This is a genomic window from Pectobacterium versatile, assembly GCF_003932035.1.
In the GTDB taxonomy this organism is placed as follows: Bacteria; Pseudomonadota; Gammaproteobacteria; order Enterobacterales; family Enterobacteriaceae; genus Pectobacterium; species Pectobacterium versatile.
The window spans coordinates 79633-100665 of sequence record NZ_CP034276.1 but is presented as its reverse complement, the minus strand read 5'-3'; the positions used below and the strand labels follow the sequence as shown (position 1 = coordinate 100665).

At 53.0% G+C, this 21033-nt stretch carries 20 protein-coding genes and 1 pseudogene; 14 read left to right on the top strand and 7 right to left on the bottom strand.

Annotated features, from left to right (window positions below; all coding sequences use genetic code 11):
• The first annotated feature begins 14 nt into the window (after nucleotides 1-14).
• From EIP93_RS00435 to EIP93_RS00415, 5 genes and pseudogenes are all read left to right on the top strand, one after another.
• Complete coding sequence (locus tag EIP93_RS00435; protein WP_010296559.1) at nucleotides 15-959, top strand: ABC transporter permease; 945 nt, start codon at nucleotides 15-17, stop codon at nucleotides 957-959.
• Nucleotides 956-1816 carry an ABC transporter permease gene (locus EIP93_RS00430; protein WP_109225089.1) on the top strand — a complete coding sequence of 287 codons (861 nt, stop codon included), beginning with the start codon at nucleotides 956-958 and terminating at the stop codon, nucleotides 1814-1816. The genes EIP93_RS00435 and EIP93_RS00430 overlap by 4 nt, the downstream gene beginning before the upstream one ends.
• Nucleotides 1813-3515 (top strand): annotated as a pseudogene (locus tag EIP93_RS00425) (dipeptide ABC transporter ATP-binding protein). Before EIP93_RS00430 ends, EIP93_RS00425 begins: the two are co-directional and overlap by 4 nt.
• A gap of 1 nt (nucleotide 3516) precedes the next feature.
• A complete protein-coding gene (locus EIP93_RS00420) occupies nucleotides 3517-4551 on the top strand; it encodes a putative FMN-dependent luciferase-like monooxygenase (protein ID WP_103862830.1) in 1035 nt (344 codons plus the stop codon).
• Nucleotides 4548-5681: an alkylhydroperoxidase domain protein gene (locus tag EIP93_RS00415; protein ID WP_125232116.1), complete on the top strand. Its 1134-nt coding sequence runs from the start codon at nucleotides 4548-4550 to the stop codon at nucleotides 5679-5681. The genes EIP93_RS00420 and EIP93_RS00415 overlap by 4 nt, the downstream gene beginning before the upstream one ends.
• 56 nt (nucleotides 5682-5737) lie before the next feature.
• Here the strand turns inward: EIP93_RS00415 and EIP93_RS00410 are convergent, their stop codons facing one another.
• Nucleotides 5738-6247, bottom strand: a complete 510-nt coding sequence (locus EIP93_RS00410) for a phenolic acid decarboxylase (RefSeq protein ID WP_125232115.1) — start codon at nucleotides 6245-6247, stop codon at nucleotides 5738-5740.
• 102 nt (nucleotides 6248-6349) lie between these two features.
• Here EIP93_RS00410 and EIP93_RS00405 point away from each other — a divergent pair, with 102 nt between their 5' ends.
• The 4 genes from EIP93_RS00405 to EIP93_RS00390 all read left to right on the top strand — a co-directional run bounded on the left by EIP93_RS00405 (nucleotide 6350) and on the right by EIP93_RS00390 (nucleotide 9043).
• The gene (locus EIP93_RS00405) at nucleotides 6350-7222 is read left to right on the top strand and encodes a LysR family transcriptional regulator (RefSeq protein WP_125232114.1); all 873 of its coding nucleotides are present in this window, start codon (nucleotides 6350-6352) and stop codon (nucleotides 7220-7222) included.
• Between the two features lie 158 nt (nucleotides 7223-7380).
• On the top strand, nucleotides 7381-7707 hold the full coding sequence (locus EIP93_RS00400; RefSeq protein ID WP_125232113.1) for a helix-turn-helix domain-containing protein: 327 nt from the start codon (nucleotides 7381-7383) through the stop codon (nucleotides 7705-7707).
• Nucleotides 7692-8006, top strand: coding sequence for a HipA N-terminal domain-containing protein (locus EIP93_RS00395; protein ID WP_116237915.1), 315 nt, complete (start codon nucleotides 7692-7694; stop codon nucleotides 8004-8006). Before EIP93_RS00400 ends, EIP93_RS00395 begins: the two co-directional genes overlap by 16 nt.
• On the top strand, nucleotides 8003-9043 hold the full coding sequence (locus EIP93_RS00390; RefSeq protein ID WP_125232112.1) for a type II toxin-antitoxin system HipA family toxin: 1041 nt from the start codon (nucleotides 8003-8005) through the stop codon (nucleotides 9041-9043). Before EIP93_RS00395 ends, EIP93_RS00390 begins: the two co-directional genes overlap by 4 nt.
• A gap of 60 nt (nucleotides 9044-9103) precedes the next feature.
• On the opposite strand, the gene EIP93_RS00385 is transcribed toward EIP93_RS00390, so the two are convergent.
• A complete protein-coding gene (locus EIP93_RS00385) occupies nucleotides 9104-9727 on the bottom strand; it encodes a LysE family translocator (protein WP_125232111.1) in 624 nt (207 codons plus the stop codon).
• A gap of 278 nt (nucleotides 9728-10005) precedes the next feature.
• Here EIP93_RS00385 and dsbG point away from each other — a divergent pair, with 278 nt between their 5' ends.
• Nucleotides 10006-10761 (top strand): thiol:disulfide interchange protein DsbG, encoded by a 756-nt coding sequence (gene dsbG / locus EIP93_RS00380; RefSeq protein WP_125232110.1) that lies wholly within the window; start codon nucleotides 10006-10008, stop codon nucleotides 10759-10761.
• Nucleotides 10762-10795: 34 nt separating this feature from the next.
• Here the strand turns inward: dsbG and EIP93_RS00375 are convergent, their stop codons facing one another.
• Entirely contained in the window at nucleotides 10796-11701 is a 906-nt protein-coding gene (locus EIP93_RS00375; RefSeq protein ID WP_125232109.1) for a siderophore-interacting protein, read from the bottom strand.
• Between the two features lie 257 nt (nucleotides 11702-11958).
• Between EIP93_RS00375 and EIP93_RS00370 the strand changes: the two genes are divergently transcribed.
• Together EIP93_RS00370 and EIP93_RS00365 are read left to right on the top strand one after the other, a co-directional pair.
• The gene (locus tag EIP93_RS00370) at nucleotides 11959-12210 is read left to right on the top strand and encodes a type II toxin-antitoxin system Phd/YefM family antitoxin (RefSeq protein ID WP_010281712.1); all 252 of its coding nucleotides are present in this window, start codon (nucleotides 11959-11961) and stop codon (nucleotides 12208-12210) included.
• Nucleotides 12207-12494 (top strand): type II toxin-antitoxin system RelE family toxin, encoded by a 288-nt coding sequence (locus EIP93_RS00365; protein WP_015842269.1) that lies wholly within the window; start codon nucleotides 12207-12209, stop codon nucleotides 12492-12494. The genes EIP93_RS00370 and EIP93_RS00365 overlap by 4 nt, the downstream gene beginning before the upstream one ends.
• A gap of 191 nt (nucleotides 12495-12685) precedes the next feature.
• Here EIP93_RS00365 and EIP93_RS00360 read toward each other — a convergent pair whose 3' ends face one another.
• From EIP93_RS00360 to EIP93_RS00345, 4 genes are all read right to left on the bottom strand, one after another.
• Nucleotides 12686-13645, bottom strand: coding sequence for a bacteriophage abortive infection AbiH family protein (locus EIP93_RS00360; RefSeq protein WP_103943153.1), 960 nt, complete (start codon nucleotides 13643-13645; stop codon nucleotides 12686-12688).
• A 1-nt stretch (nucleotide 13646) separates the two neighbouring features.
• A complete protein-coding gene (locus EIP93_RS00355) occupies nucleotides 13647-14747 on the bottom strand; it encodes a PIN domain-containing protein (protein WP_103943155.1) in 1101 nt (366 codons plus the stop codon).
• A 276-nt stretch (nucleotides 14748-15023) separates the two neighbouring features.
• Entirely contained in the window at nucleotides 15024-16376 is a 1353-nt protein-coding gene (gene gorA / locus EIP93_RS00350; RefSeq protein WP_116361929.1) for a glutathione-disulfide reductase, read from the bottom strand.
• A gap of 128 nt (nucleotides 16377-16504) precedes the next feature.
• The gene (locus EIP93_RS00345) at nucleotides 16505-17347 is read right to left on the bottom strand and encodes a 23S rRNA (adenine(2030)-N(6))-methyltransferase RlmJ (RefSeq protein WP_103160431.1); all 843 of its coding nucleotides are present in this window, start codon (nucleotides 17345-17347) and stop codon (nucleotides 16505-16507) included.
• 228 nt (nucleotides 17348-17575) lie between these two features.
• On the opposite strand from EIP93_RS00345, the gene EIP93_RS00340 reads away from it, so the two are divergent.
• Nucleotides 17576-18304: a DUF1266 domain-containing protein gene (locus EIP93_RS00340; RefSeq protein WP_103862839.1), complete on the top strand. Its 729-nt coding sequence runs from the start codon at nucleotides 17576-17578 to the stop codon at nucleotides 18302-18304.
• On the top strand, nucleotides 18304-21033 hold the full coding sequence (locus tag EIP93_RS00335) for a J domain-containing protein (protein ID WP_116361930.1): 2730 nt from the start codon (nucleotides 18304-18306) through the stop codon (nucleotides 21031-21033). The genes EIP93_RS00340 and EIP93_RS00335 overlap by 1 nt, the downstream gene beginning before the upstream one ends.

Sequence of the window (21033 nt, the reverse complement as noted above, 5' to 3'; positions counted from 1 at the left end):
GGGAGGAGATCATCATGAACCGATATCTGGCACTGCGCATCGGTCAGGCACTGCTCGTCCTGTGGGCGGCATTCACCCTGTCTTTTATCCTGCTTCAGGCGATGCCGGGTGATGCCGTACTGATCAAGTTTCAAAACCCAGAGCTCGGCCTGAGCGCCGAGCAGATCGCGCAGCTGCGTTTATCCTACGGTGCCGATACGCCGGTGCTCACACAATATTTTCATGCGATAGCCCAGATATTACGTGGCGATCTCGGTCTCTCTCTTCAGGCTGGCGTGCCGGTCACCGAGCTGATTGCCGCAAATCTGCCACCCACGCTGCTGCTCGCGGTGCTGGGTTTCATCGCCGCCGGGCTGTTGGCGTTCGCCCTCGCGTTCTTATCAACACTGACGCCGTTTCAGTGGCTGCGAACCGCACTGCAATCGCTGCCATCACTGTTTATTTCCGTGCCGACCTTCTGGCTCGGCATTGTGTTGATTCAGATCTTTTCTTTTCGTCTGGGGCTGATTCCCGTCATTAACCCCGGCGAATGGGAAGGGCTGATTTTGCCGGTTCTGACGCTGGCGTTGCCGATCTCCGCCCCGCTCGCTCAGGTGCTGATGCGCAGCATCGATCAGGTACAAACCCAGCCGTTTGTTGCGGTAGCCCGTGCGAAAGGGGCCAGCCGCAGCGGCGTGCTCTGGCGACATATCGCCCGTAACGCGATGCTGCCCACGCTGACCATCGCCGGTTTGCTGCTGGGCGAGCTGATTGCGGGGGCACTGATTACCGAAACCGTGTTTGGACGTAACGGGCTCGGTCAGTTGACGCAAGAAGCCGTGAACTATCAGGACAGCAGCGTATTACAGGCCATCGTGCTGATTTCCGCCGCCGCCTTTGTCGTCGTCAATTTGGTCGTCGACCTGCTCTATCCCCTTCTCGATCCGCGCCTGAAAAGAACGCCAGGAGCCACGCTATGACTACCGTACAACTGGAAAAAATCACATTTCCTCTTCTGCGCAAGCGACCGCTTCTGCGTCGCTACGCCTTTCAGCCGGGGCTGGCGCTAGCCTGGCTGGTCATGCTGACCGTCGTACTCTGGGCGCTGTTTCCCGGCTGGTTTACCAGCTATAGCCCGACGGAAGGCATCGCGGGCGCACAGCGGCTGGCACCTGACGCCGACTACTGGCTCGGCACCGACCAGTTGGGGCGCGATCTCTATGCGCGCATTGTTTATGGCGCGGTGCACTCACTTTCTGGCGCGTTTATCGCCGTCGGGCTAGGTCTGGTGCTCGGCAGCCTGTTCGGCCTGTTGGCAGGTGCAGTCGGCGGCTGGCTGGATAGCGTCGTGATGCGCAGTATCGATGTCTTGCTGGCCATTCCCGGCCTGCTGCTGGCGCTGAGCGTCATCATCCTGTTGGGTTTCGGCACGGTTAACGCCGCGATTGCCGTGGGCGTCACCTCCGTTGCCAGCTTCACCCGACTCGTGCGTTCAGAAGTGCTGCGCGTGCGCCACAGCGACTACGTCGAAGCCGCCTATGGCAGCGGCGGTACCTTCTTCAGCGTGCTGTGGCGACATATTCTGCCGAATTCACTGACCACCGTTTTCGCCTTTGCCGCTCTGCAATTCGGCAGCGCGATTCTGGCCATCTCCACACTGAGCTTCCTCGGCTATGGCGCACCACCGCCCACGCCGGAATGGGGGCTGCTGATTGCCGAAGGCCGCAACTACATCGCAACCGCCTGGTGGCTAACCACCTTCCCCGGCCTGATTGTCGTGTTAGTTGTGCTGTCCGCTAACCGTATCAGCCAGTCGATCAGGAGGACGGAACGATGAGCCTGTCAGCCAGCTTACAAACCAGCGCAGCCGTGCCTGTGTTGGCTCTGGAGAACGTTACGATTGCCTATCGCAGTGACGATCGCGAGCAGACGGTGGTCGAAGGCGTCTCTTTCCATATTCAGCCCGGTGAAGTGGTGGCGCTGGTAGGGGAATCCGGTTCAGGGAAAACGACTACCGCTCAGGCCGTCATCGGTTTACTCGCCGAGAACGGCAGGTTAACGCGCGGCGCCATTCGGCTAAACGGCGTGGATATCAGCGGCTGGTCGCAAAAACGATTGGATAGCGTGCGCGGTGCGCAGATCAGCCTGATCCCGCAGGATCCCACCAGTTCACTGAATCCGGTGCAAACCATCGGCGAGCAGGTGGATGAAATTCTGCGGATTCACCAACGGGAAGATCGCCAGACTACCCGCCAGAAAACGCTGGCGCTGCTGGAGCGCGTGGGGCTAAACCAGCCGGAACTGCGGGCGAAACAGTACCCGCACGAGCTGTCCGGCGGCATGAAACAGCGCGTCCTGATCGCCATTGCGATTGCGTTGAAGCCCGCGCTGATTATTGCTGACGAACCTACCAGCGCGCTGGATGTCACGGTGCAGAAACGTATTCTCGATCTGCTTGATGAACTGCGGCGCGAAAATGGCACGGCGGTGCTGTTCGTGACTCACGATCTGGGCGTCGCCGCCGAACGTGCCGATCGCCTGCTGTTTTCCAGAACGGCTACATTCAGGAACAAGGCCCAACGCTTGAGGTATTAAGCGCCCCGTCAAGCCACTACGCCCGCACGCTGCTGGCGAATGTTCCGTCGCTAAACCCAAGCCCACGTCCACAACGTGTCCCTACATCTGCATCTGACATTATTGTCTCGGTCGAAAATTTGGTGCAGACCTTTCCCCTGTCGGGTCGTAAAGGGGAACATTTTCGGGCGGTGGATGACGTCTCTTTCAGCGTGGCACGCGGCACAACGCACGCCATTGTGGGCGAATCCGGTTCCGGTAAAACCACCACGGCGCGCAGTCTGCTCGGATTCCATCATCCCAGCGCCGGGCGCATTCTGATCGACGGCACCGACATCACTCACCTGAAAGGTGAAGCGCTGCGCCAGTTCCGGCAGAAAATTCAGTTGGTCTATCAAAACCCTTTTGGCTCACTCGATCCGTCACAACGGTTATATGACATCGTCGAGGAACCGCTGCGCAATTTTAATCGCCATACCGCCGCGCAGCGGGAGCGAAAAATTCATGAGATGTTCGAGCGCGTTGCCCTACCAGTCGCGCTGCTATCACGCAAGCCACGTGAACTGTCCGGCGGCCAGCGCCAACGTGTCGCCATCGCCCGGGCGCTGGTGCTGGAACCACAGGTACTGGTGCTGGACGAAGCGGTTTCGGCACTGGATGTCACCGTGCAAGCGCAGATTCTGCGTTTACTGACCGAACTACAGGAATCACTGGGGCTGACGTACCTGTTCATTTCGCACGATTTGGCGGTAGTACGCCAAATCGCCGACACCGTTTCCGTGCTGTACCACGGCAAGCAGCTTGAATCCGGCCCGGTGGAACAGATCTTCGCCCAGCCCGAACATCGCTATACCCGTGAACTCATCGAGGCCATCCCCGGACAGCAACACCCGGCTTTTGCCCGTTTTCACCCTCCCCATATTCACACTGAACCCACATTCGCACTAAACCAAGGACTGTAGAATGGCAACAAAACGTCTGGGATTTTTCACGCGATTACTGGATGACGTCTCCGCCCAGCAGCGCTATCGGCTGGCGACGGAACAGATCGTCAAAGCCGAACAATTAGGCTTCGACAGCGCCTGGGTCGCACAGCACCACTTTCACGCGGATGAAGGCGGATTGCCTTCACCGCTGGTGTTTCTGGCACTGGTCGCCGCACGCACCCAACGCATCCAGCTCGGTACTGGCGTGATTACGCTGCCGATGGAAGAACCGCTGCGCGTAGCGGAAGACACCGCCGTGCTCGATTTACTCAGCAACGGCAGGCTGGAAGTCGGCGTGGGTTCTGGCGGTACACCGTCATCATTCGCCGCATTTGGTCACGACAGCGCACAGCGCGGACAGATCCTCGGGCGCTATCTGGAAAAACTGCGCGCCGCGTGGCGAGGGGAAGCCTTGAGCGAAGACGGTAATCAGCTCTACCCTGCCGCGCCGCATTTGGATAAGCGCGTCTGGCAGGCCACGTTTTCCATCGAAGGTGCAGAGCGTGCCGGTAAAGCAGGCGATGGCCTGATGCTTTCCCGTACCCAGCCGCGCCCGGAACATTTCCCGGACGCCACGCTCGCCGATCTACAAAACACAATGATCGACGCCTATTTGGCCGCGCTGCCCACTGGTGTCGCACCGCGCATCCTCAGCTCACGTAGCGTTTTCGTGGCTGACGATCGTCAATTAGCACTGAGTCTGGCAGAGAAAGGACTTAATCGTTCCGCCGCCCGTTCCGGCACGTTCCGTCCGATCCCTCACGACTCAGTGGAGGCGCTGATCGCCTCCTTCGATAGCCATGTTGGCACCGCGCAAGATGTCATCGCGTCACTGCGGGCAGACAGTTCGCTGGAGCGCGCGACCGATGTGACATTCCAGGTGCACTCCATCGATCCGCCGCATGCGCTGATCCTTCGCTCGCTTGAACTGATAGCGACTCAGGTCGCCCCCGCTTTGGGCTGGAAGCCCGCCGTCAAACAGAAAAGCCCAATCGGGCAGGAGATTGCATGACGCACGCTAACACGTTACACACCCATGACGTACTGGATGCGCTGGCTGAAATCAGCCCGGATTCGGCACTCGCCGACGCCAGAAAAACCCGCGATGCGGCAACTCGCCACACCCAAGGCAGCTACGACGCGCTGTTTAACGCCGACGCCGCAGACAATGCGACATTACCGCTCTCGCTACGCTTCTGGTTTGCGACAAAAATCAGCGGCTGGCAGCAGGATGAGCAGCTACAGCATTTTTATGCCGAGCGGCTAGCGGACTTCCCTGAACCCTCGCTGACACCCGCGCTACAGCTGGCGCTGGATCATGCCGAACGCCTGACGAAAACGCCCGTGCAAGCCTCGGCGTCCCACGTCAATGCGCTGGAGCAGGCGGGCTGGTCAGTAGATGACATCGTGACGCTGTCGCAGCTCATTGCGTTTGTGAATTTTCAAAGCCGACTACTGCGCGGCTATCGCCTGATTGCCGGTCATCGCGTTAGCCAGCCGCATTCGCAGGCCGCCGTTGCAGGCCAGTGGCATACCCAAGCACAGACGCACAGCGGTAAGTCTGCGCCGCAGGCATTCACTCAGGCGGAACTAGATTGGGAACCGTGGATCGCGCCCAAACCGCTGGCAGCATTTAATGCGGATGAGCAGGCGATTCTGGCGCGCTTCGGCCACACCAATTCCGACTATTTCCGTTTGCTAGGCCGCAACCTTCCGGTGCTGGAACAGCGCACGCTGACGGATAAAGGGATTTTCTATACCGCTGGCGGCCTGCCGCGTAAAGAGCGCGAACTCATTGCCGCCGTCACCAGCAAGGTCAACGGTTGCATCTACTGCGCCTCAGTACATGCACGTAAAGCCAGCCAGCTCTCCAAGCAGGACAGTGACGTGCAGCGACTGCTGGACGTCGTCCCCGGCGGCGATTTGAGCATCGGCCAAAGTCCACGCTGGCAGGCGATTATCGATTTCTCGGCACGCCTTTCCGCCACGCCCGCACAGGTCAACGCCAACGACCTGAAGCCGCTGCAAGAACAGGGGTTAGATGCGCTGGAGATTGTCGATGTGGTGCAGTCAGCCGCCTTCTTCTCATGGGCCAACCGACTGATGCTCACGCTAGGTGAACCATTCTGGCCAGAGCATTAATCCAGCTCATGCAATAACTAATCAGGCGGTACGACATCCGTTCCGCCTATTGCTGTCTATTTTGTCAGGTTGGCAGGGAAATCCGCAGGCAGTTCGCTGGCAGGGCAGTTAATGACCTCGTTGTTGTTTTCGCCACAGTCGCGAATGAGCGTAATAGTGGCAAACTCATCGATGACTTCGGTGGGGTAAGCCGGCCCCGCGTCGCGATACGCTTCCATTTCAGCAATGTGTTCATTCTGGAAACACACCGTTTTCTCTGGATTATTGATGATCCAACGCGGGAAGAAGATGGTTCCGTGGAAAAGTTTATCAGCGATATTAACGATCAGACTGACGTCCGTGCCTGTTGGTTCTGTCCATGAGATTTTATAAACCTCGCGGGCGACCTGCACGATATACACCTGCTGATCCTTCACCCAACGGTTACCCACAATGCCGCTGTGAATACGATAGTCGATGGTGTTGGCGTTTTTGACATACAGTTCGTAATTCCAGCCATTATCGTAGGTATAGACCAGATGTTTCCCCACAAAATGGCTCAGATCGTGTTGATTAAATGACGGCATGGTATTTCTCCCTAAGAATGTGAATTCACTCTAGGGCTTTATTAATTCGATGAATAACGCTATTTTTTAGGGAAAATCATTCAATATTTAGATATATCGAAAATGCTGGCAAAGACGACGCTGGAACAGTGGGAAATCCTTCAGGCAGTTATTGATTTGGGCGGCTACACGCAGGCGGCAAATGCGCTGCACCGTAGCCAGTCTTCGGTCAGCTACCAGCTTTCTCTACTGCAAGAGCGACTGGGCATCGAGCTACTCACCATCCACGGGCGCAAAGCCGAGCTGACGCCAGAGGGTGAAAGCCTGCTGGCACAGGTACGACCTGTAATACGTTCATTTCATGCATTGGAAACCCGCGCCCACTCGCTGAAAATGGGCGAACAGACCAGTATCAATCTGGTGATCGACAGCACCTTCCCCACAGATCGCCTATTCCACCTGCTCAGTGCCTTTCAAAAACATCATCCGGCCACACGCATCCACCTAACCGAAGTGCTACGTAATGAAACACCGGGACAATTGAAGGCGCGCGAGGCGGATATTTATGTCATCACGCCGCGCGAGCTAGACGGCATCGCCGGACAATGGCTGATGAACGTTGATTTTGTCGCTGTCGCACACTGCCACCACCCGCTTTTCTCACTTCCCACGCCGCTAAGCCATGAGGCGCTGTCTCGCTACCCCTGCGTGGAGATTGTGACGCGAACAACGCCACAAACGCAGCCTTCCTCCGCAGAAAGCTGGACATTCACCACGTTTGAAGCGGCCACGCAGGCCGTTTTGCATCAGGTGGGTTACGGCTGGCTGCCAGAAGCGCGGATTGCAGAACACATTACGCGGGGCGAATTACAAATATTGCCATTGCAGCAAGGGGAAAGGCGCACCACCCCGCTCTATCTGTTAGCCGAAGAGAAAGGGCAGCCGCTCAGCAAAGAGATTCTGACGCTCATCGCGCTGCTGTTCGGCAGGCTCTGATGTCTGGGGAAAAATACTTACGTGCTCAAAAATCTTATAGACCATAAATGAGCCAAATTAATTTAATAATACCTACAAGTGTTAAATATGGACACCAAGAGAATATACGGCCTATAATTAGCCCATAAATGGGTTAAATTCCAACAGAGAGTTCATTTATGAACAAGCCCTCCACTGCGCCAACACTACTAAAACTCGACGCCATTCGCGAAGCTATCGACGAACTACGGCACGAGTTCGCACGTAACGATTCCTCCAGTAAAGGAACCGTTCTGGAAGATCACATTCATTCTCTGGATACCTTTGGCGCTCAGCTAAATACGCGGCGTAAGGCACTGGGCATCGAACTCACTACGCTAGAGCTACAGACTGGCGTATCACTATCCACGTTAAAACGTTTATTCAAAGATCCCGCTCAGGTGAAGTTTTCCACGGTTTATAGCGTCTGTTCCGCGTTAGGGATAAAGCTATGCGCCGTCAAGTAAAGGTCTATCTTTACGGTGTCCACATCGGCCAGTTAAGTCAGGACGATAAAGGCTATTTGTTTGAATATAAAAAGTCCTACATCGGCCCGCCATTATCCTTGAGCCTACCGATACAGACCGGAACATTTCGCAGCCAGACATTACCGCCTTATTTTGCCTCATTAGCCCCCGAAGGCTGGCTCCGGCGCCAGTACAGCCAGCTACAGCATCTGGATGAGAAAGACCTGTTTGGTATCCTCATTCAAAACGGTAAGAATCTGATCGGCGCCGTACAACTGATTGCAGAGGATGAAGCATGACAACATGTCGAATTTTGCTGACACCGCTGACGCATGAAGAAGAGATGGCCACAGGTTATAGCCGTAAAGGTTTGAAGCATCTGGCCGGATCAATACACGCCTCTCCAGACTTACGTTTCACCCGCCAGCAATTCATGCACGACCTGCCACAAACACAGAAAGGCATGAGTATTTCTGGCTATCAGCCCAAGATTCAGATGGTGTTACAAGATCGGGCATTTATCGTCGTTGATCATCAAGGGCTGTATATTCTTAAACCCTCTCCGATTGAATTTCCCCATTTGGCAGAAAACGAACATGCCACGATGACGCTAATGGCACGCCTGGGATTTGCCGTCCCGCCACACGGGTTGCTTCGTTTTAAACCGGATCAGGCTGATGACGAACCTGAGTTTGCTTTCGTTATTAAGCGCTTCGACCGCGACGAAAAAACGGGCCACCCTATCCATCAGGAACAGTTGGACGGCGCGATGGGGATCGGGGAAAAATTCGGTAAAATACGTGCAGATGGCAGACAATACATCAGTTATGAGCGGTTGGCTTTATTCCTTAGCGAGCACGTAAATGACAATATCGTCTTCAAAATAGATCTGTTCCGCCGCATCGCTTACGCCTACATGCTGGGTAACAACGATATGCACCTGCGTAATTTTGGGCTGATACATTCGCGCTCAGGCCAATTAATGCTGGCCCCTATTTATGACTTTGTTTCCGTCGCCCCCTATCCCACCTATTTTTCTTCCTGCTTCATGGCACTACCGCTGCTGATTCAAGAAGAGGGGGATGAAGCGCTCGCACCCGGCTTTGAAACCGCGTACGGAGAGTATCTGGGTATGGATTTCATTCTGTTCGGACAGCGTATCGGACTGAGTGAAAAGCTTACCAAAAAGCTACTGGCAGACTTCATCAAAGAAGCTGAATGCGTTGAATCAACCTATCGGGATTCCTTTATGCCTGCGGAGGCGATTGATACGACGCTGCGGTGCTATCGACACCGCCTGAATCTTATGAGCATTCTCGATGCAGAACGGATTTAGTGATTCATAATCAAGTTTTCACACCGCACCACTGCGGATAATCAGTGCAGTGGCGCTAACTTACCGCCGAGACAAAACCAGACGCGCGGCGAATGCCAAAAAGATAACGCCTGTCGTTCGGTCCATCCACTTCACTACGGAACCGCGGCGCAGAAAACGCGACAACGGACGCGTGGCGGCAATCAGCATGGACGACCACAGCGTGCCGATAAAGACATGAATAAGAACCAGCAGATAAGTCCACAGCACCACTGAATGTCCGGTAGGGATAAACTGCGGCAGGAATGAAACGTAGAACACGCCGATTTTTGGATTTAATACGTTGCCCAGCATGCCACGGAGAAACCAGTTCTGCTGCTTCGGTGCACCTTGTGGCGCGGCCATCACCAGTTCAGTTCTGGGTTTCAGGATCATTTGCAGACCCAACCAACAGAGATAAGCCGCACCGCACCATTTCAGGATGTTATAGGCCAGCTCCGATGCAGCAATCAGCGTTCCCAGACCAAACGCCACCATCGCGCCCCAAATCAGGCAACCAACGTTAATACCAAACGCGGCATGGAAGGCCTTTTTACTGCCTTCAACAGTAGCGGTGCGTAGAATCAGCGCGGTATCCAGACCCGGCGTCAGGGTCAGCAGCGTCGCGGCAAACGTAAAAGCAATCAGCGATTCGGTCAAGGTCACGGTAATTCATCACTCCAGCAGGAAAATGCAGCATAAGCGCACCATTCTCTACGAGAATGACGCAAGATGGAACGTCACACTCAGGCGAAATCAATCCTAATTACGCACTGTGCAGAGCCTGCCGCTACCAAACCACTCTCTTCGGCCGCGCCACGGCAGATCGCATAACGACAGGCTACAATCCGATCCTGATTCAGGAAGCGTAAATAAACTCCCCTTATTGGCACCTCTCCACTAGGCTATCCGGCAAGCATGATCCACGATACAGGCACAACACCATGATAAAACGCGGCTTCCTTATACTCTCCTTATTGACGCTTTCCGCATCGTCACTGGCGCAAGATGCTCTTCCAGACGCAGTGAAGAGTATCGAAAAACAGGGCATTACGATCATCAAACCCTTCACAGCACCCGGCGGCGTGCAAGGCTGGCTGGGCAGCTATCAGGGCGTAGGGGTGACCATCTACTTAACGCCGGATGGTAAGCATGCTATTTCGGGCTATATGTATGATGAACACGGCAACAACCTGAGTGAAGCGCTGATTCAGCAGGAAGTGTATGTGCCTGCCGGTCGGGAGATGTGGCAGAAATTACAGCAGGCGCCGTTTATCACCGAAGGGGCGAAGGACGCGCCGCGTAAAATCATCGTCTTTGCCGACCCGTTCTGCCCGTACTGCAAACAGTTCTGGCAGCAGGCACAGCCGTGGGTGAAAGCAGGAAAAGTCCAACTGCAAACGCTACTGGTCGGCGTCATTAAACCAGAAAGCGGGCGTTATGCCGCCGCGATTCTTGCCGCCAGCGATCCGGCCAAAGCCTGGCATGAGTATGAGCTATCGAACGGCAAAACGGTGCCTCCGTTCCCCAAGGACTCATCACGCGATATCTGGAATAACATTCAGCATAATCAGCGGTTAATGGATGAATTAGGCGCGAACGTCACGCCCGCCATCTATTACCTGAATGATAAGAATGAACTACAGCAAGTGGTCGGGCTGCCGGATGAACAGCAGTTGGCGGAGATTATGGGGAAATAAGCGCAGGAGGGAATGTCCCTCCTGACGTTGTCTCTTAGCGATGCGACCAGTAAGCCATAAAGTTGATTGTCTCTTTATCAAGGTGGCGCTCGTCGAGCAGATAGCGGCGCTGCCGTTTGATGGCGGAGGACTCTCCCGCCACCCACGCGTAAAACGGACGATGCGCCGTTGCCCGCTCCCACAGTAGCTCGTCTTCCGGCGTTTCCTGTGCGATTTCATCACGGTTTGTACAAGCGCTGGCAGGAATCTTCACGTCCTGTTGTACCGCAGCCAGCAGGCGTTCGCCCCATACTGTGCTGCCCGTTTCCTCACGCGGCAGCCAGTGAATCTGGGCAAAAGGGAAATCACCTGGCGTCACGCAGTCAGCCACTTTTGGCACTTCAAAAAAAGCCTGTACCGACGGTGGAGAAGGCTGAGTCGCTAGCTGTTCAAGAATCCCCATTGCCGCAGGCAGCGCCGTTTCATCCGCAATCAACAGCACTTGTTCAACACCCTCGTGTGGTGCCCACTCATAACCGCCGCTGTCACCATCGGCCTCTGCATTGGGGGCAACAATCTGTAGCGCATCGCCCGGCTTCGCGTGATTCGCCCAGCTTGAAGCAGGCCCAGTATCGCCGTGCAGCACAAAATCAACCGTTGCCTGCTGGAACTCGCGTGAGACAGAGCGCAGCGTATAGGTGCGCAAAATCGGACGACGCTCGCGCGGCAGCGCCAGATAGTCCTGATACCAGGTATCGCTCACGGCCATAGGGGTCAGTTCCCCGCTTTCACTAGCGAGCAGCAGTTTGATGCGCTGATCCGGCGCGTCCAGTTTCATCTGGCGCACTTCCGGGCCGGTGAACACACAGCGAATCAATGAAGGCGAGAGCAGCGTCTTGCTCTCTAAACGTAAATTGAACAGCCGATAGGCGGAAGACGTTGTACGGGTAGCTAAAGACATAGTGAGAAAGCCGGTATGTTTTGTAAGGGAAAAGTCATTAATCGGGATAAAACCCATTCACCGCAACTTACCATAAACAAAACACTAACGATAATCATTATCACTCTTCAGATGAATGTCGTGATAAAAGCGGCATTTTCTTCATCTCGTTGGCAGGAAGCCATTCGGAGCAGGCATAAAAAACCCTCAAAAGACTTGTTAACAGGTCTTTGATTGCTTATTTTAAAGACCTATTAACCGGTCATTAAAGGTCTATCATGCCAAATATTATATTAAGCGATACCAGTGCCAGCGTCAGTGAACTGAAAAAGAACCCGATGGCGACGGTCAATGCTGGTGATGGCCTGCCTGTCGCTATCTTGAACCGCAACCAACCTGCGTTTTATTGCATTCCTGCGGATCTCTACGAAAAAATGCTGGATGCGCTGGACGACCAAGAATTGGTTAAGTTAATCGGTGAACGTAAAAACCAGCCGCTGGTCGACGTGGATTTGGATAGTTTCCTATGAGTTATAGCGTCAAATTCAGGGAAGATGCGCTAAAAGAATGGCTCAAGCTCGATAAAACCATTCAGCAGCAATTCGCCAAAAAACTAAAGAAATGCTGCGAAAATCCCCATATTCCTTCGGCAAAGTTACGAGGGATGAAGGACTGCTACAAAATAAAGCTCCGAGCGTCAGGCTTTCGTTTGGTTTATGAGGTTATTGACGACGTATTGATTATCGCAGTGGTAGCGGTAGGCAAACGTGAGCGCAGCGGTGTTTATCATCTGGCGAGTGAGCGGATGAGGTAGCCGCGTTAGGCTGAGCATAAAATAAGTTCAGTTTCGGTTTCGGTTTTCAGGCCTTTATCCAGTTCAGTCGCAAGGGCTTTGAGTTTCTTTTCGTCCATCGTTTGCCTGTCTCCGTTGTTGGAGTGAACATATCAAAAACAAGCAATTACACAATTTAAATTACAGTCTCCTAATGTATTTCAGTTTTTTGCTTAGATCTGTTCCATTCTGACAGCTGCAACGTTGGCTATTCCAAGTTCTGTTAGAGTGTCACAGTGCACTTCCTCATCATCAGGGTCATAAAAAGTCGCAACCCATTTAGCATCAGGTCTGACTGATTGCTCCAACTTCTGGAAGTAGGGTAAATCTACGCCAGCTAATGAGTGGCCGAGAACATATACTTCATCAATATTGCCGAGCTTGGCAAAGAAGTCTTCGTTGTCTTTTATGATCTGCTCTGTTCCCTTAAAAGTTGCCGAGAAATACCGATTGATAGCATCCTTGCCACGCTCGAATGAGTAGTCATATTGATCAGATTTATATTCCATCCAACGTTCTAAATCTTCAGAACTCAATCCTGATGGTGGTTCGGCAGGTCTCTCTTTAAAATTTTCAGGATCAACACCATGACCGAGAATTAACTCATCAACATGTTCATCGGCTTTCCCGTGAATGAATAGCACGTTCTCATCGGGGATTGCGTAGTATTGAGAAAGCGTATCTGTGTAGTTGAATGTGAGGTAAACAGCGTCTCTATCAATGTTTACTGATCGGCGGTGATCAAACTGAGGAAACTGTACAGCCAAAATGAACTCTTTGAATGCGTTATACAGTTGAGTGGTTAGAAGCCCAAGTATTCGCTCCATCTCAATTTCAAGCGTGTATCGGTCTCTGTCTCGAAAGTCATCTGAAGAATAGTTTGGCATTGCATCCATGTTTGCTTCCAAAACTGAATCTTTATCAAGCAGTGACATACTCGTTTCAAATTCAGACCATAAAGGGTCTGACATTGATGTCGGGTAGTTTGGATTTAGGTCACTTAAACCGTAATGTTCGATCAGTAGCTCGTATGTTTCCCTGTAGTTGTTTTTGAGATAAAGCCCAAAAGATGTGTACCTAGTGTCAAGGCCATGATGAACATCAAAACCATTACCAATTACATATAGCTTCATGTCACTCACCGTTGATATCTAGTTCTTTGAAACTAATGACTTCGGAGTCATCATCAGTCAGCTCGAAATACGTATCTTCGAAGTAAAACTCTTCAATGTATGCGTTAGCTTTTAATCCATCGGTATAGGCAAGTGTTAAGTGGGCAGTGTATGTTTCTTTGTGTTTTACTTTTGACTCATTACTCAAGACGAATACATATTGCTTGTCTTCTGGATCCCAAGGTGAACGGTAATAATCTGAGAATCGGTAATCAGCCGTAACAACCACCTCAAACTCTACTTCGTACTCAGCTCTCTCGGCATCGACATTCTGTAAGTTTTTCTTCTCAACATTCACCGAGTTGATTTCTATAGAATTGATAATCTCATCGAAAGGATCTGCGTTTTCATAGTTGAACTCGCCATCTTCGAGAGCTTGCAGGGCACCCGCTTTAATTTGTTCTAGGAGTTGTTCAAATATTTCATCAGCAAACTTGGCTGGTTCTTCGTACACTTTGTCGCTTCGAACAATCAAGTCAATTAGGTCATCGACGTTTTCAAGATGAATGAAGTTATCTTCTTGTTCACAGAATGATTTCATATCTCCATCGTCACTAACGATGTAGGCTGAATGACCTCTAGCCAAGCTCACCTGTTTAATAGCTTCTAGCACAAATGCATCAGGAAACTCGTGCTTTTTTGATTCTTTGCTAAAGGGAGGGAGGTTGTTGAAGTAAGCATCAAATACAACTTGAGGGTTAACAGTACTTACATCAATAGTTTCCACGTAGCCGTTTTCGACGAAATCATCAAATTTTTCACTGATAACTGCATAAATATCATCACCTTCAACCTTGGTGAAGATGCCATGACAATCAAGGTCGGGGGTGTTTCTTAGGAACATCGCATCTTTTTGCATCTTCTTTATCATAGAAGCCGCTTCTTCAGATTTGCGTTTGAGATGGGCGTCGATCTCTTTCCTTGTCACATCAGTAATGAGCAAGTGGATTTTCCCATCTTCAATTAGTTCTTGAAGACGACCAAGAGCGTGTTGTCCAAATTGATAGTTTTTCTTTTCAAAAGCGTTTGTATCGATAAACACTAGCCTTGTCTGTAATTCCATAATCAATACCTTGAACAATGGTGTAAATTGTCATCAAATAAATTGATAAAATAATCGAGTGGTTAACCAACTAATGGCATATTGATTCATTACAAAAATTCGGGCAAGTAATGAGTTAGCAAGATGTAATTAGGAATAGCTTTAAGTGATTTTGGGGCATCAACGTTTTAGAAAAGGCAGTGGATCGATGAGTCAATAAATAAAGGCCAGAGAACGATGCTCTGGCCTCTCAGTTTTTCTACAGTACGAACGTGCGTAGGTGGGTTTTCTAGACCATTACCGCATCGTCACAAACTCTTCTGACGCAGTCGGGTGAATGGCGACGGTGTTGTCGAAGTCTTTCTTGGTTGCGCCCATTTTGACGGCGACCGCGAAGCCTTGCAGCATTTCATCCATACCAAAACCGATGCCGTGGATGCCAACGATTTTTTCTTCTTTGCCCACGCAGACCAGTTTCATGCGGCACGGCTGGCGGTGCTGCGTGACGGCGGTGTACATCGCGGTGAAGGCGGATTTGTACACTTTCACCTGATCATCGCCGTACTGTTCACGCGCCTGCGGCTCGGTCAGCCCGACCGTGCCAATCGGCGGGTGGCTGAAGACGACGGTCGGGATATTGCTGTAATCCAGATGCTCGTCCGGCTTGTTATTAAACAGACGTTCGGACAAACGACGCCCCGCCGCGACGGCGACCGGCGTTAGCTCGACGGCACCGGTGTTATCGCCCACCGCGTAAATGCCAGAAACGTTGGTGTTCTGGAATTTATCGACGTTGATGTAGCCCTTGTCGTTCAGTTCCACACCAGTGACGCTCAGGTTCAGGTTATCCGTCGCCGGTTCACGGCCAATCGCCCAAATCAGGCAATCGACGGTTTGTGAGTGACCGTTTTCCAGCTCCAGCGTCAGGCTGCCATCGGCATTCTTCACAATCGCTGTCGGGATCGACTCGGTATGCAACGTCGGCCCTTCGGTGTTCATGACTTCCACCAGCGTATCGACAATCAGCGGATCAAAGCTGCGCAGCGGCGCGTGTTTGCGTACAAACAGGTGAGTTTCAGAGCCCAGCCCGTTCAGTACCCCGGCAATCTCCACCGCGATATAGCCTGCACCGACAATCGCGGTGCGCTTCGGCAGCGCATCCAGCTCAAAGAAACCGTCGGAATCAATGCCGTATTCCGCACCGGGAATGTCAGGGCGAACCGGACGACCGCCCGTCGCAATCAGGATATGGTCAGCCGTAATTTTCTCGCCGTTCACTTCCACCGTGTGCGCATCGACAAAGCGGGCAAAACCGTGGATAACGTCGACCTTATTCTTACCCAGCACGTTGTCGTACGACTGGTGAATACGATCGATGTAGGCGCTACGATTCTTAACCAGCGTGCCCCAGTTAAACTGGTTTACCGTGGTATCGAACCCGTAATCCGGCCCGTACTGATGGATCGCTTCGGCAATCTGCGCCGCATGCCACATCACTTTCTTCGGCACACAGCCGACGTTGACGCAGGTGCCGCCCAGATATTTTGCTTCGATCAACGCACATTTTTGTCCATACATCGCCGCGCGGTTGATAGACGCGATACCGCCGCTGCCGCCGCCAATAGCAAGGTAGTCATAGTGTTTGGTCATCAGTGTATCCATGCTTAAGTGAATAAAATTTGCCTAGAGTGTAACGCCAGAGCCATACGCCGAATAAAGGTTATACCTATGGTTGCGATAGGAAAAACCGACCGCGTCGCCCACCGCAATCGCGTGTATTACTCTGGTACGATTTGCTCCACCAGCGTATGTCCGGTGCCTTCCGGTACCAGCACGCTATGCAACCACGGCAGCACACTCTTCATCTGAGATGCCAGCTTCCACGGCGGGTTAATCACAATCATGCCAGACGCCGTCATACCGTAGCGATCGCTGTCCGGCCGCACTGCCAGTTCAATTTGCAGAATGTTGCGAATGCCCGTGGCTTCCAGCTCTTTCAGCATGCGTTTGATGTGCTGACGTAGCACCACCGGATACCACAGCGCAAATACGCCAGTGCCAAAGCGTTTATGCCCTTCCTGAATGCCTTTCACCACGGCCTGATAGTCCGTTTTCAGCTCATAAGGTGGATCGATCAGCACAAATCCCCGACGGGAAAGCGGCGGCAGCTGTGATTTCAACTGCTGGTAGCCATCGTCACGCAGCACTTTGGTGCGCGAATCTTTCTGGAATTCATTGCGCAGCAGCGGGAAATCGCTGGGGTGAAGTTCGGTCAGGTGGAGCTTGTCCTGTTCACGCAGCAGCTGGCGGGCAATCAGCGGGGAACCGGGGTAATAGCGCAGCCGCCCATTGTGGTTATAGGTGTGCACGGCCTGCATGTAAGGTTCGAGTTCAGCCGGAATGTCGTCACGCTGCCAGATTTTCGCGATGCCATCCAGATACTCCCCCGTGCGCTCGGCGTGTTCGCCGCTGAGCTGATAGCGGCCAGCACCCGCATGGGTATCGAGATACAGGAAAGGTTTTTCTTTCTCTTTCAGGGCAGTGATGATCAGGCTCTGAACGGTGTGTTTCAGCACGTCGGCGTGATTGCCGGCATGGAAACTGTGGCGGTAACTTAGCATGCTTGCTTTCCGGTGAAGTTTTCATAAATAACGTCGATTAACCGACAGTATAACCGTCTGCGGCGGAAAATATCCCCTCAATACGGAAACAACGCTTCACCCTGCGAACCGCCCCGCAAACCAGCTATTTTTATCGTCTTAAATCAGTAAATTGTGAAACATGGCCGTTTTTCATTCGATTGAAAGCTACCGATATTCAGACACATAAAGTACGATCGCACGCTAACCATGATGGAATTGGACGTTATTCTGATGGAACCTGAATATCAGCGCTGGCTGATGGCGCTTTCCGCCCCGATGGTCGCACTCAATATCAAGTACGACGCCCGCTTCTGCGATCCGACCTTTTATGAGCCCGGTGAAACCATCAGCCTGAGCAACAGTTGGGGTATTACGTCCCGCGAAGGGCTGATCTCAATGATTAACGATATGACAGACGGCGGCCACGCCGAGCGTCTGGCGTATTACTATCATCTTTGGCACCACCTGACGGCATCCGAATGGCAGCAGCACTGCGCCAATCAATCTGAAGAAGCGCAAGGTGCACTCGCGCTGGTGAGCGAAACGGCTGCGTTATGCGGTGAAGGCGGGATCCGCGCCTGGGATCTGGGTCGCATGAGTTTCCTGAGCCGCATCGGATTACTCAACGGCTGGATTAGCGAAAAAGAGAACCTGTGGATTCACACCCGGCTGGCCGACAGGGCGCGTTACTATTACCGCAGTTGGGAAAATTATTACGCTGCGTTCCTGATCGGCCGCACCTACTGGCTCGGCTCGGATGAGGAAGATACAGAATGCCAGCGCTACATTTTCAGCAACTGTAGCCAGATTCCTGACTACATTGACCAGATCGGCACGCTCTATACCCACCCAGACTGCCCGATTCATGACCTCGACTGGGATGTTGATCCGATAGAAATGGATAAGCCCGAGTCCTTACCAGAAGCGGAAATATAATGGACACACTGTGCTGGCAGCGACTAGGCATTGAACCGACGCAGGATCTGGATGTTATCCGCCAAGCTTATCGTCAAAAAGTGCCGCAGTTTCACCCGGAAACCGACCCCGAGGGCTTTAAACAGCTGCGCGAAGCTTACGATACCGCCTGCAAGCTGGCGAAAAATCCCGTACCGTCGAGTGATGAAGAACAGAGCGCTACCGAACCACACGACGCCTCATCGGCAACCGAGAATGACTCTGCCGAGCAGGCCGATCCCCAGATAGAAGCGCTGGTTAACACATTTGAGCTGCTGTTAAACAATCCAGAAGAGCGCTTCGTTCCACTGTATTGGGAGCGCTACATTCAGTTGCTGAATCAGCAGGCTTTCGATGTAATCGATCGTATTCGCTGGCCGCTGCTTCAGCGACTGATGCGCGAGTCTTGCATCTCAATCCTCTGTGTCCGCGTGTTGGCCGAACGCCTGCGCTGGCAACAGCGGCAGGGAGAGCTGTCCGGCGACGGGGTGGAAGATGTCCGCCACTTCCTCGACTCGCTCGGCTATGAGGATCTGTTTGATTTTTCCCTGCTATCGCACCTAAACCTGCCCGCACAGTTGGAAACCATCTTCTACTTCCAGCAGGCGAATGAGACGTACTGGAATCGACCCGCATTGATGTTGGGCACGTTGCTGCGCACCCCGACCGCGATTTATTGGCCTGACAGCCCAGTGCTGATGCAAAAGCTCGCGCGCTGGCACAGCCACGCCGGTGTGCCCAACGCCATGCTGCGTGATTACTGTCTGCAACAGTTGGACGTGGCCCCGAACGACGCGGAATGGCTGGAACTCAGCGCCAGCCTCTGCTCGCTTACCGGAGAGAACGAGCAGGCCTTCACGCTGTGGCTAACGCTTTATCAACAAACCCACCACGCGCAGGCGGAACAATGGCTGATCGACTGGTGTAAACAGCACCAGCCAGATGCCCTTCCCTTACTGATTCAGTCGTTCAACTCTACGCCAGCGCCAGATCTGACAGGGTTAGCGCTGGACGATCCACGACAGCGTTTCTTCATTTCTCAGCACAACACCCAAATGCTGATACGCTGGGGAGAAGCGCTGAAACTGCCGCTGTCGCCCATGCCAGCAAGCTACGCCAGATGGAAGTTGGGTAAACAGGAGCTGAAGGACATCTACCGACACCTGCTACTACACAGCGGGGACGCAATTCAGGATCGCCTGTATTGGCACGCCAGCATGTTAACCGTGGGTAATGAACACCTGTTGCAGGACATTCTGGCGCAGCCGTTGCCCGAGGAACCGCTGTATGCGTTGATCTTACAGGGATTGCAGTTTCAGGCGGCACAACGCTTATCCTGGCTGGACACCTCCGGCGCGATTCACGCCTTCACGGAATGGCTGTATTCGCCGTCAGAAGATGCGCTGCCCAACGTGTTCACTAACCAGAAATCGTCCGCCTGGCTACAAGCGCAAACCTGGCTGCGACAATGGCGTCCGCTGTCGCTGAATCAGCTTAACAAGCTGTATAGCAGCGGCATACATACGGAAGAAATCGACCCGATCAATGATTGTCTGGTCGAGCTGTCCGCACGCTACGCGTGCGATGTCTCTCTGGCACCGCAAGGGGAAGATAAACCGCAAGAACGTAGCGCCAAAGCGGAACTGAGACAGGCTATGCTGATCGCATTAATGATGACCGATCCAGCATCTTGTTTGGGTTTACCGCGTCAATCGGTGCTGCCCGAACTGGCCTTAACCCACCCTGCGCATTCGCTCTCTCGGCTCTTCCGCAAAGCGGAATGCCACAATGGTGATGCGGTGACACCGTTGAAAAAACAGCTGGAACTCACCGATCCGCTGCACTATCACTGCTGGATGAACTTCCCCGCTTCTATTGAGGAATATCTCGGCAGCAGGGAAACTTACAGCGAATCCGCTGCAAGCCATTTTTATCTTACTGATGAGCATTGGCAGGCGGAGCTGGCGAAATCACCTATTATCTACCAGATCTTTTTCCACGCGTTTTATGCCCTTGTGGGAGAGGAAGGACAGGCCGAGCAACACCTTGAGCAGTTAGCCGCTATTCCTGTGGAAACGGAGCAGGAAGAGGCGATCCGCACCGCCTTTACCGAAGGGTCGGATGAACTGGAGAAACAGCTAAAACAGCTCTCCGACGACAAACGGGTCACGCTCATCGGCAAGCTGATTCAGAGCAGTGCGAAGGATGACACGTCCTTATTCGATAACAGCGATCAGGAATTTCTAACCGAGCATCTGTCCTATCCGCACGAAGACGTCGCACTGAGATTGGTGTCGAAAGTGCTGCTGCAATGTGCCGATCGGCGCGAACGTCAGTTCCAGGCATCACAGGCTAAAAAGAGCTATTGGTGGCAACTTTGGCGCACGAACGCTCGCATCGGCCGTCTCGGTTTTCTGATGCAGGCCGGGCTGGGAAGCTATTTTCTCTATCGCGCGAGCGACTGGATCGGATCGCCACCGGCGTCTATTGAAGGGCTGCTGATGGTGCTCATCGTGCTCAATCTGCTGAGTGCGACGCGTCGACGCTATAACGATATCGGTTCCAATATGCCGTGGGTGATGAGTTTCCTCACCCTACTTATACCGCTATTTCTGCTGCTCCCCTTGCTGACGCCGAGCCTTAATCGCTGGAACCAATTCGGGCCGCCGCCAACTGGCAAGAAAACCGAAACGGACACCATGCCTACCTGA

Coding starts and splice junctions, on each gene's coding strand:
- EIP93_RS00430 (WP_109225089.1), top strand. CDS start 956: ATGACTACCGTACAACTGGAAAAAATCACATTTCCTCTTCTGCGCAAG.
- EIP93_RS00370 (WP_010281712.1), top strand. CDS start 11,959: ATGCCAAATATTATATTAAGCGATACCAGTGCCAGCGTCAGTGAACTG.
- EIP93_RS00410 (WP_125232115.1), bottom strand. CDS start 6,247: ATGCCGTCATTTAATCAACACGATCTGAGCCATTTTGTGGGGAAACAT.
- EIP93_RS00435 (WP_010296559.1), top strand. CDS start 15: ATGAACCGATATCTGGCACTGCGCATCGGTCAGGCACTGCTCGTCCTG.
- EIP93_RS00365 (WP_015842269.1), top strand. CDS start 12,207: ATGAGTTATAGCGTCAAATTCAGGGAAGATGCGCTAAAAGAATGGCTC.
- gorA (WP_116361929.1), bottom strand. CDS start 16,376: ATGACCAAACACTATGACTACCTTGCTATTGGCGGCGGCAGCGGCGGT.
- EIP93_RS00375 (WP_125232109.1), bottom strand. CDS start 11,701: ATGTCTTTAGCTACCCGTACAACGTCTTCCGCCTATCGGCTGTTCAAT.
- EIP93_RS00345 (WP_103160431.1), bottom strand. CDS start 17,347: ATGCTAAGTTACCGCCACAGTTTCCATGCCGGCAATCACGCCGACGTG.
- EIP93_RS00395 (WP_116237915.1), top strand. CDS start 7,692: ATGCGCCGTCAAGTAAAGGTCTATCTTTACGGTGTCCACATCGGCCAG.
- EIP93_RS00415 (WP_125232116.1), top strand. CDS start 4,548: ATGACGCACGCTAACACGTTACACACCCATGACGTACTGGATGCGCTG.
- dsbG (WP_125232110.1), top strand. CDS start 10,006: ATGATAAAACGCGGCTTCCTTATACTCTCCTTATTGACGCTTTCCGCA.
- EIP93_RS00360 (WP_103943153.1), bottom strand. CDS start 13,645: ATGAAGCTATATGTAATTGGTAATGGTTTTGATGTTCATCATGGCCTT.
- EIP93_RS00355 (WP_103943155.1), bottom strand. CDS start 14,747: ATGGAATTACAGACAAGGCTAGTGTTTATCGATACAAACGCTTTTGAA.
- EIP93_RS00400 (WP_125232113.1), top strand. CDS start 7,381: ATGAACAAGCCCTCCACTGCGCCAACACTACTAAAACTCGACGCCATT.
- EIP93_RS00405 (WP_125232114.1), top strand. CDS start 6,350: ATGCTGGCAAAGACGACGCTGGAACAGTGGGAAATCCTTCAGGCAGTT.
- EIP93_RS00340 (WP_103862839.1), top strand. CDS start 17,576: ATGATGGAATTGGACGTTATTCTGATGGAACCTGAATATCAGCGCTGG.
- EIP93_RS00420 (WP_103862830.1), top strand. CDS start 3,517: ATGGCAACAAAACGTCTGGGATTTTTCACGCGATTACTGGATGACGTC.
- EIP93_RS00390 (WP_125232112.1), top strand. CDS start 8,003: ATGACAACATGTCGAATTTTGCTGACACCGCTGACGCATGAAGAAGAG.
- EIP93_RS00335 (WP_116361930.1), top strand. CDS start 18,304: ATGGACACACTGTGCTGGCAGCGACTAGGCATTGAACCGACGCAGGAT.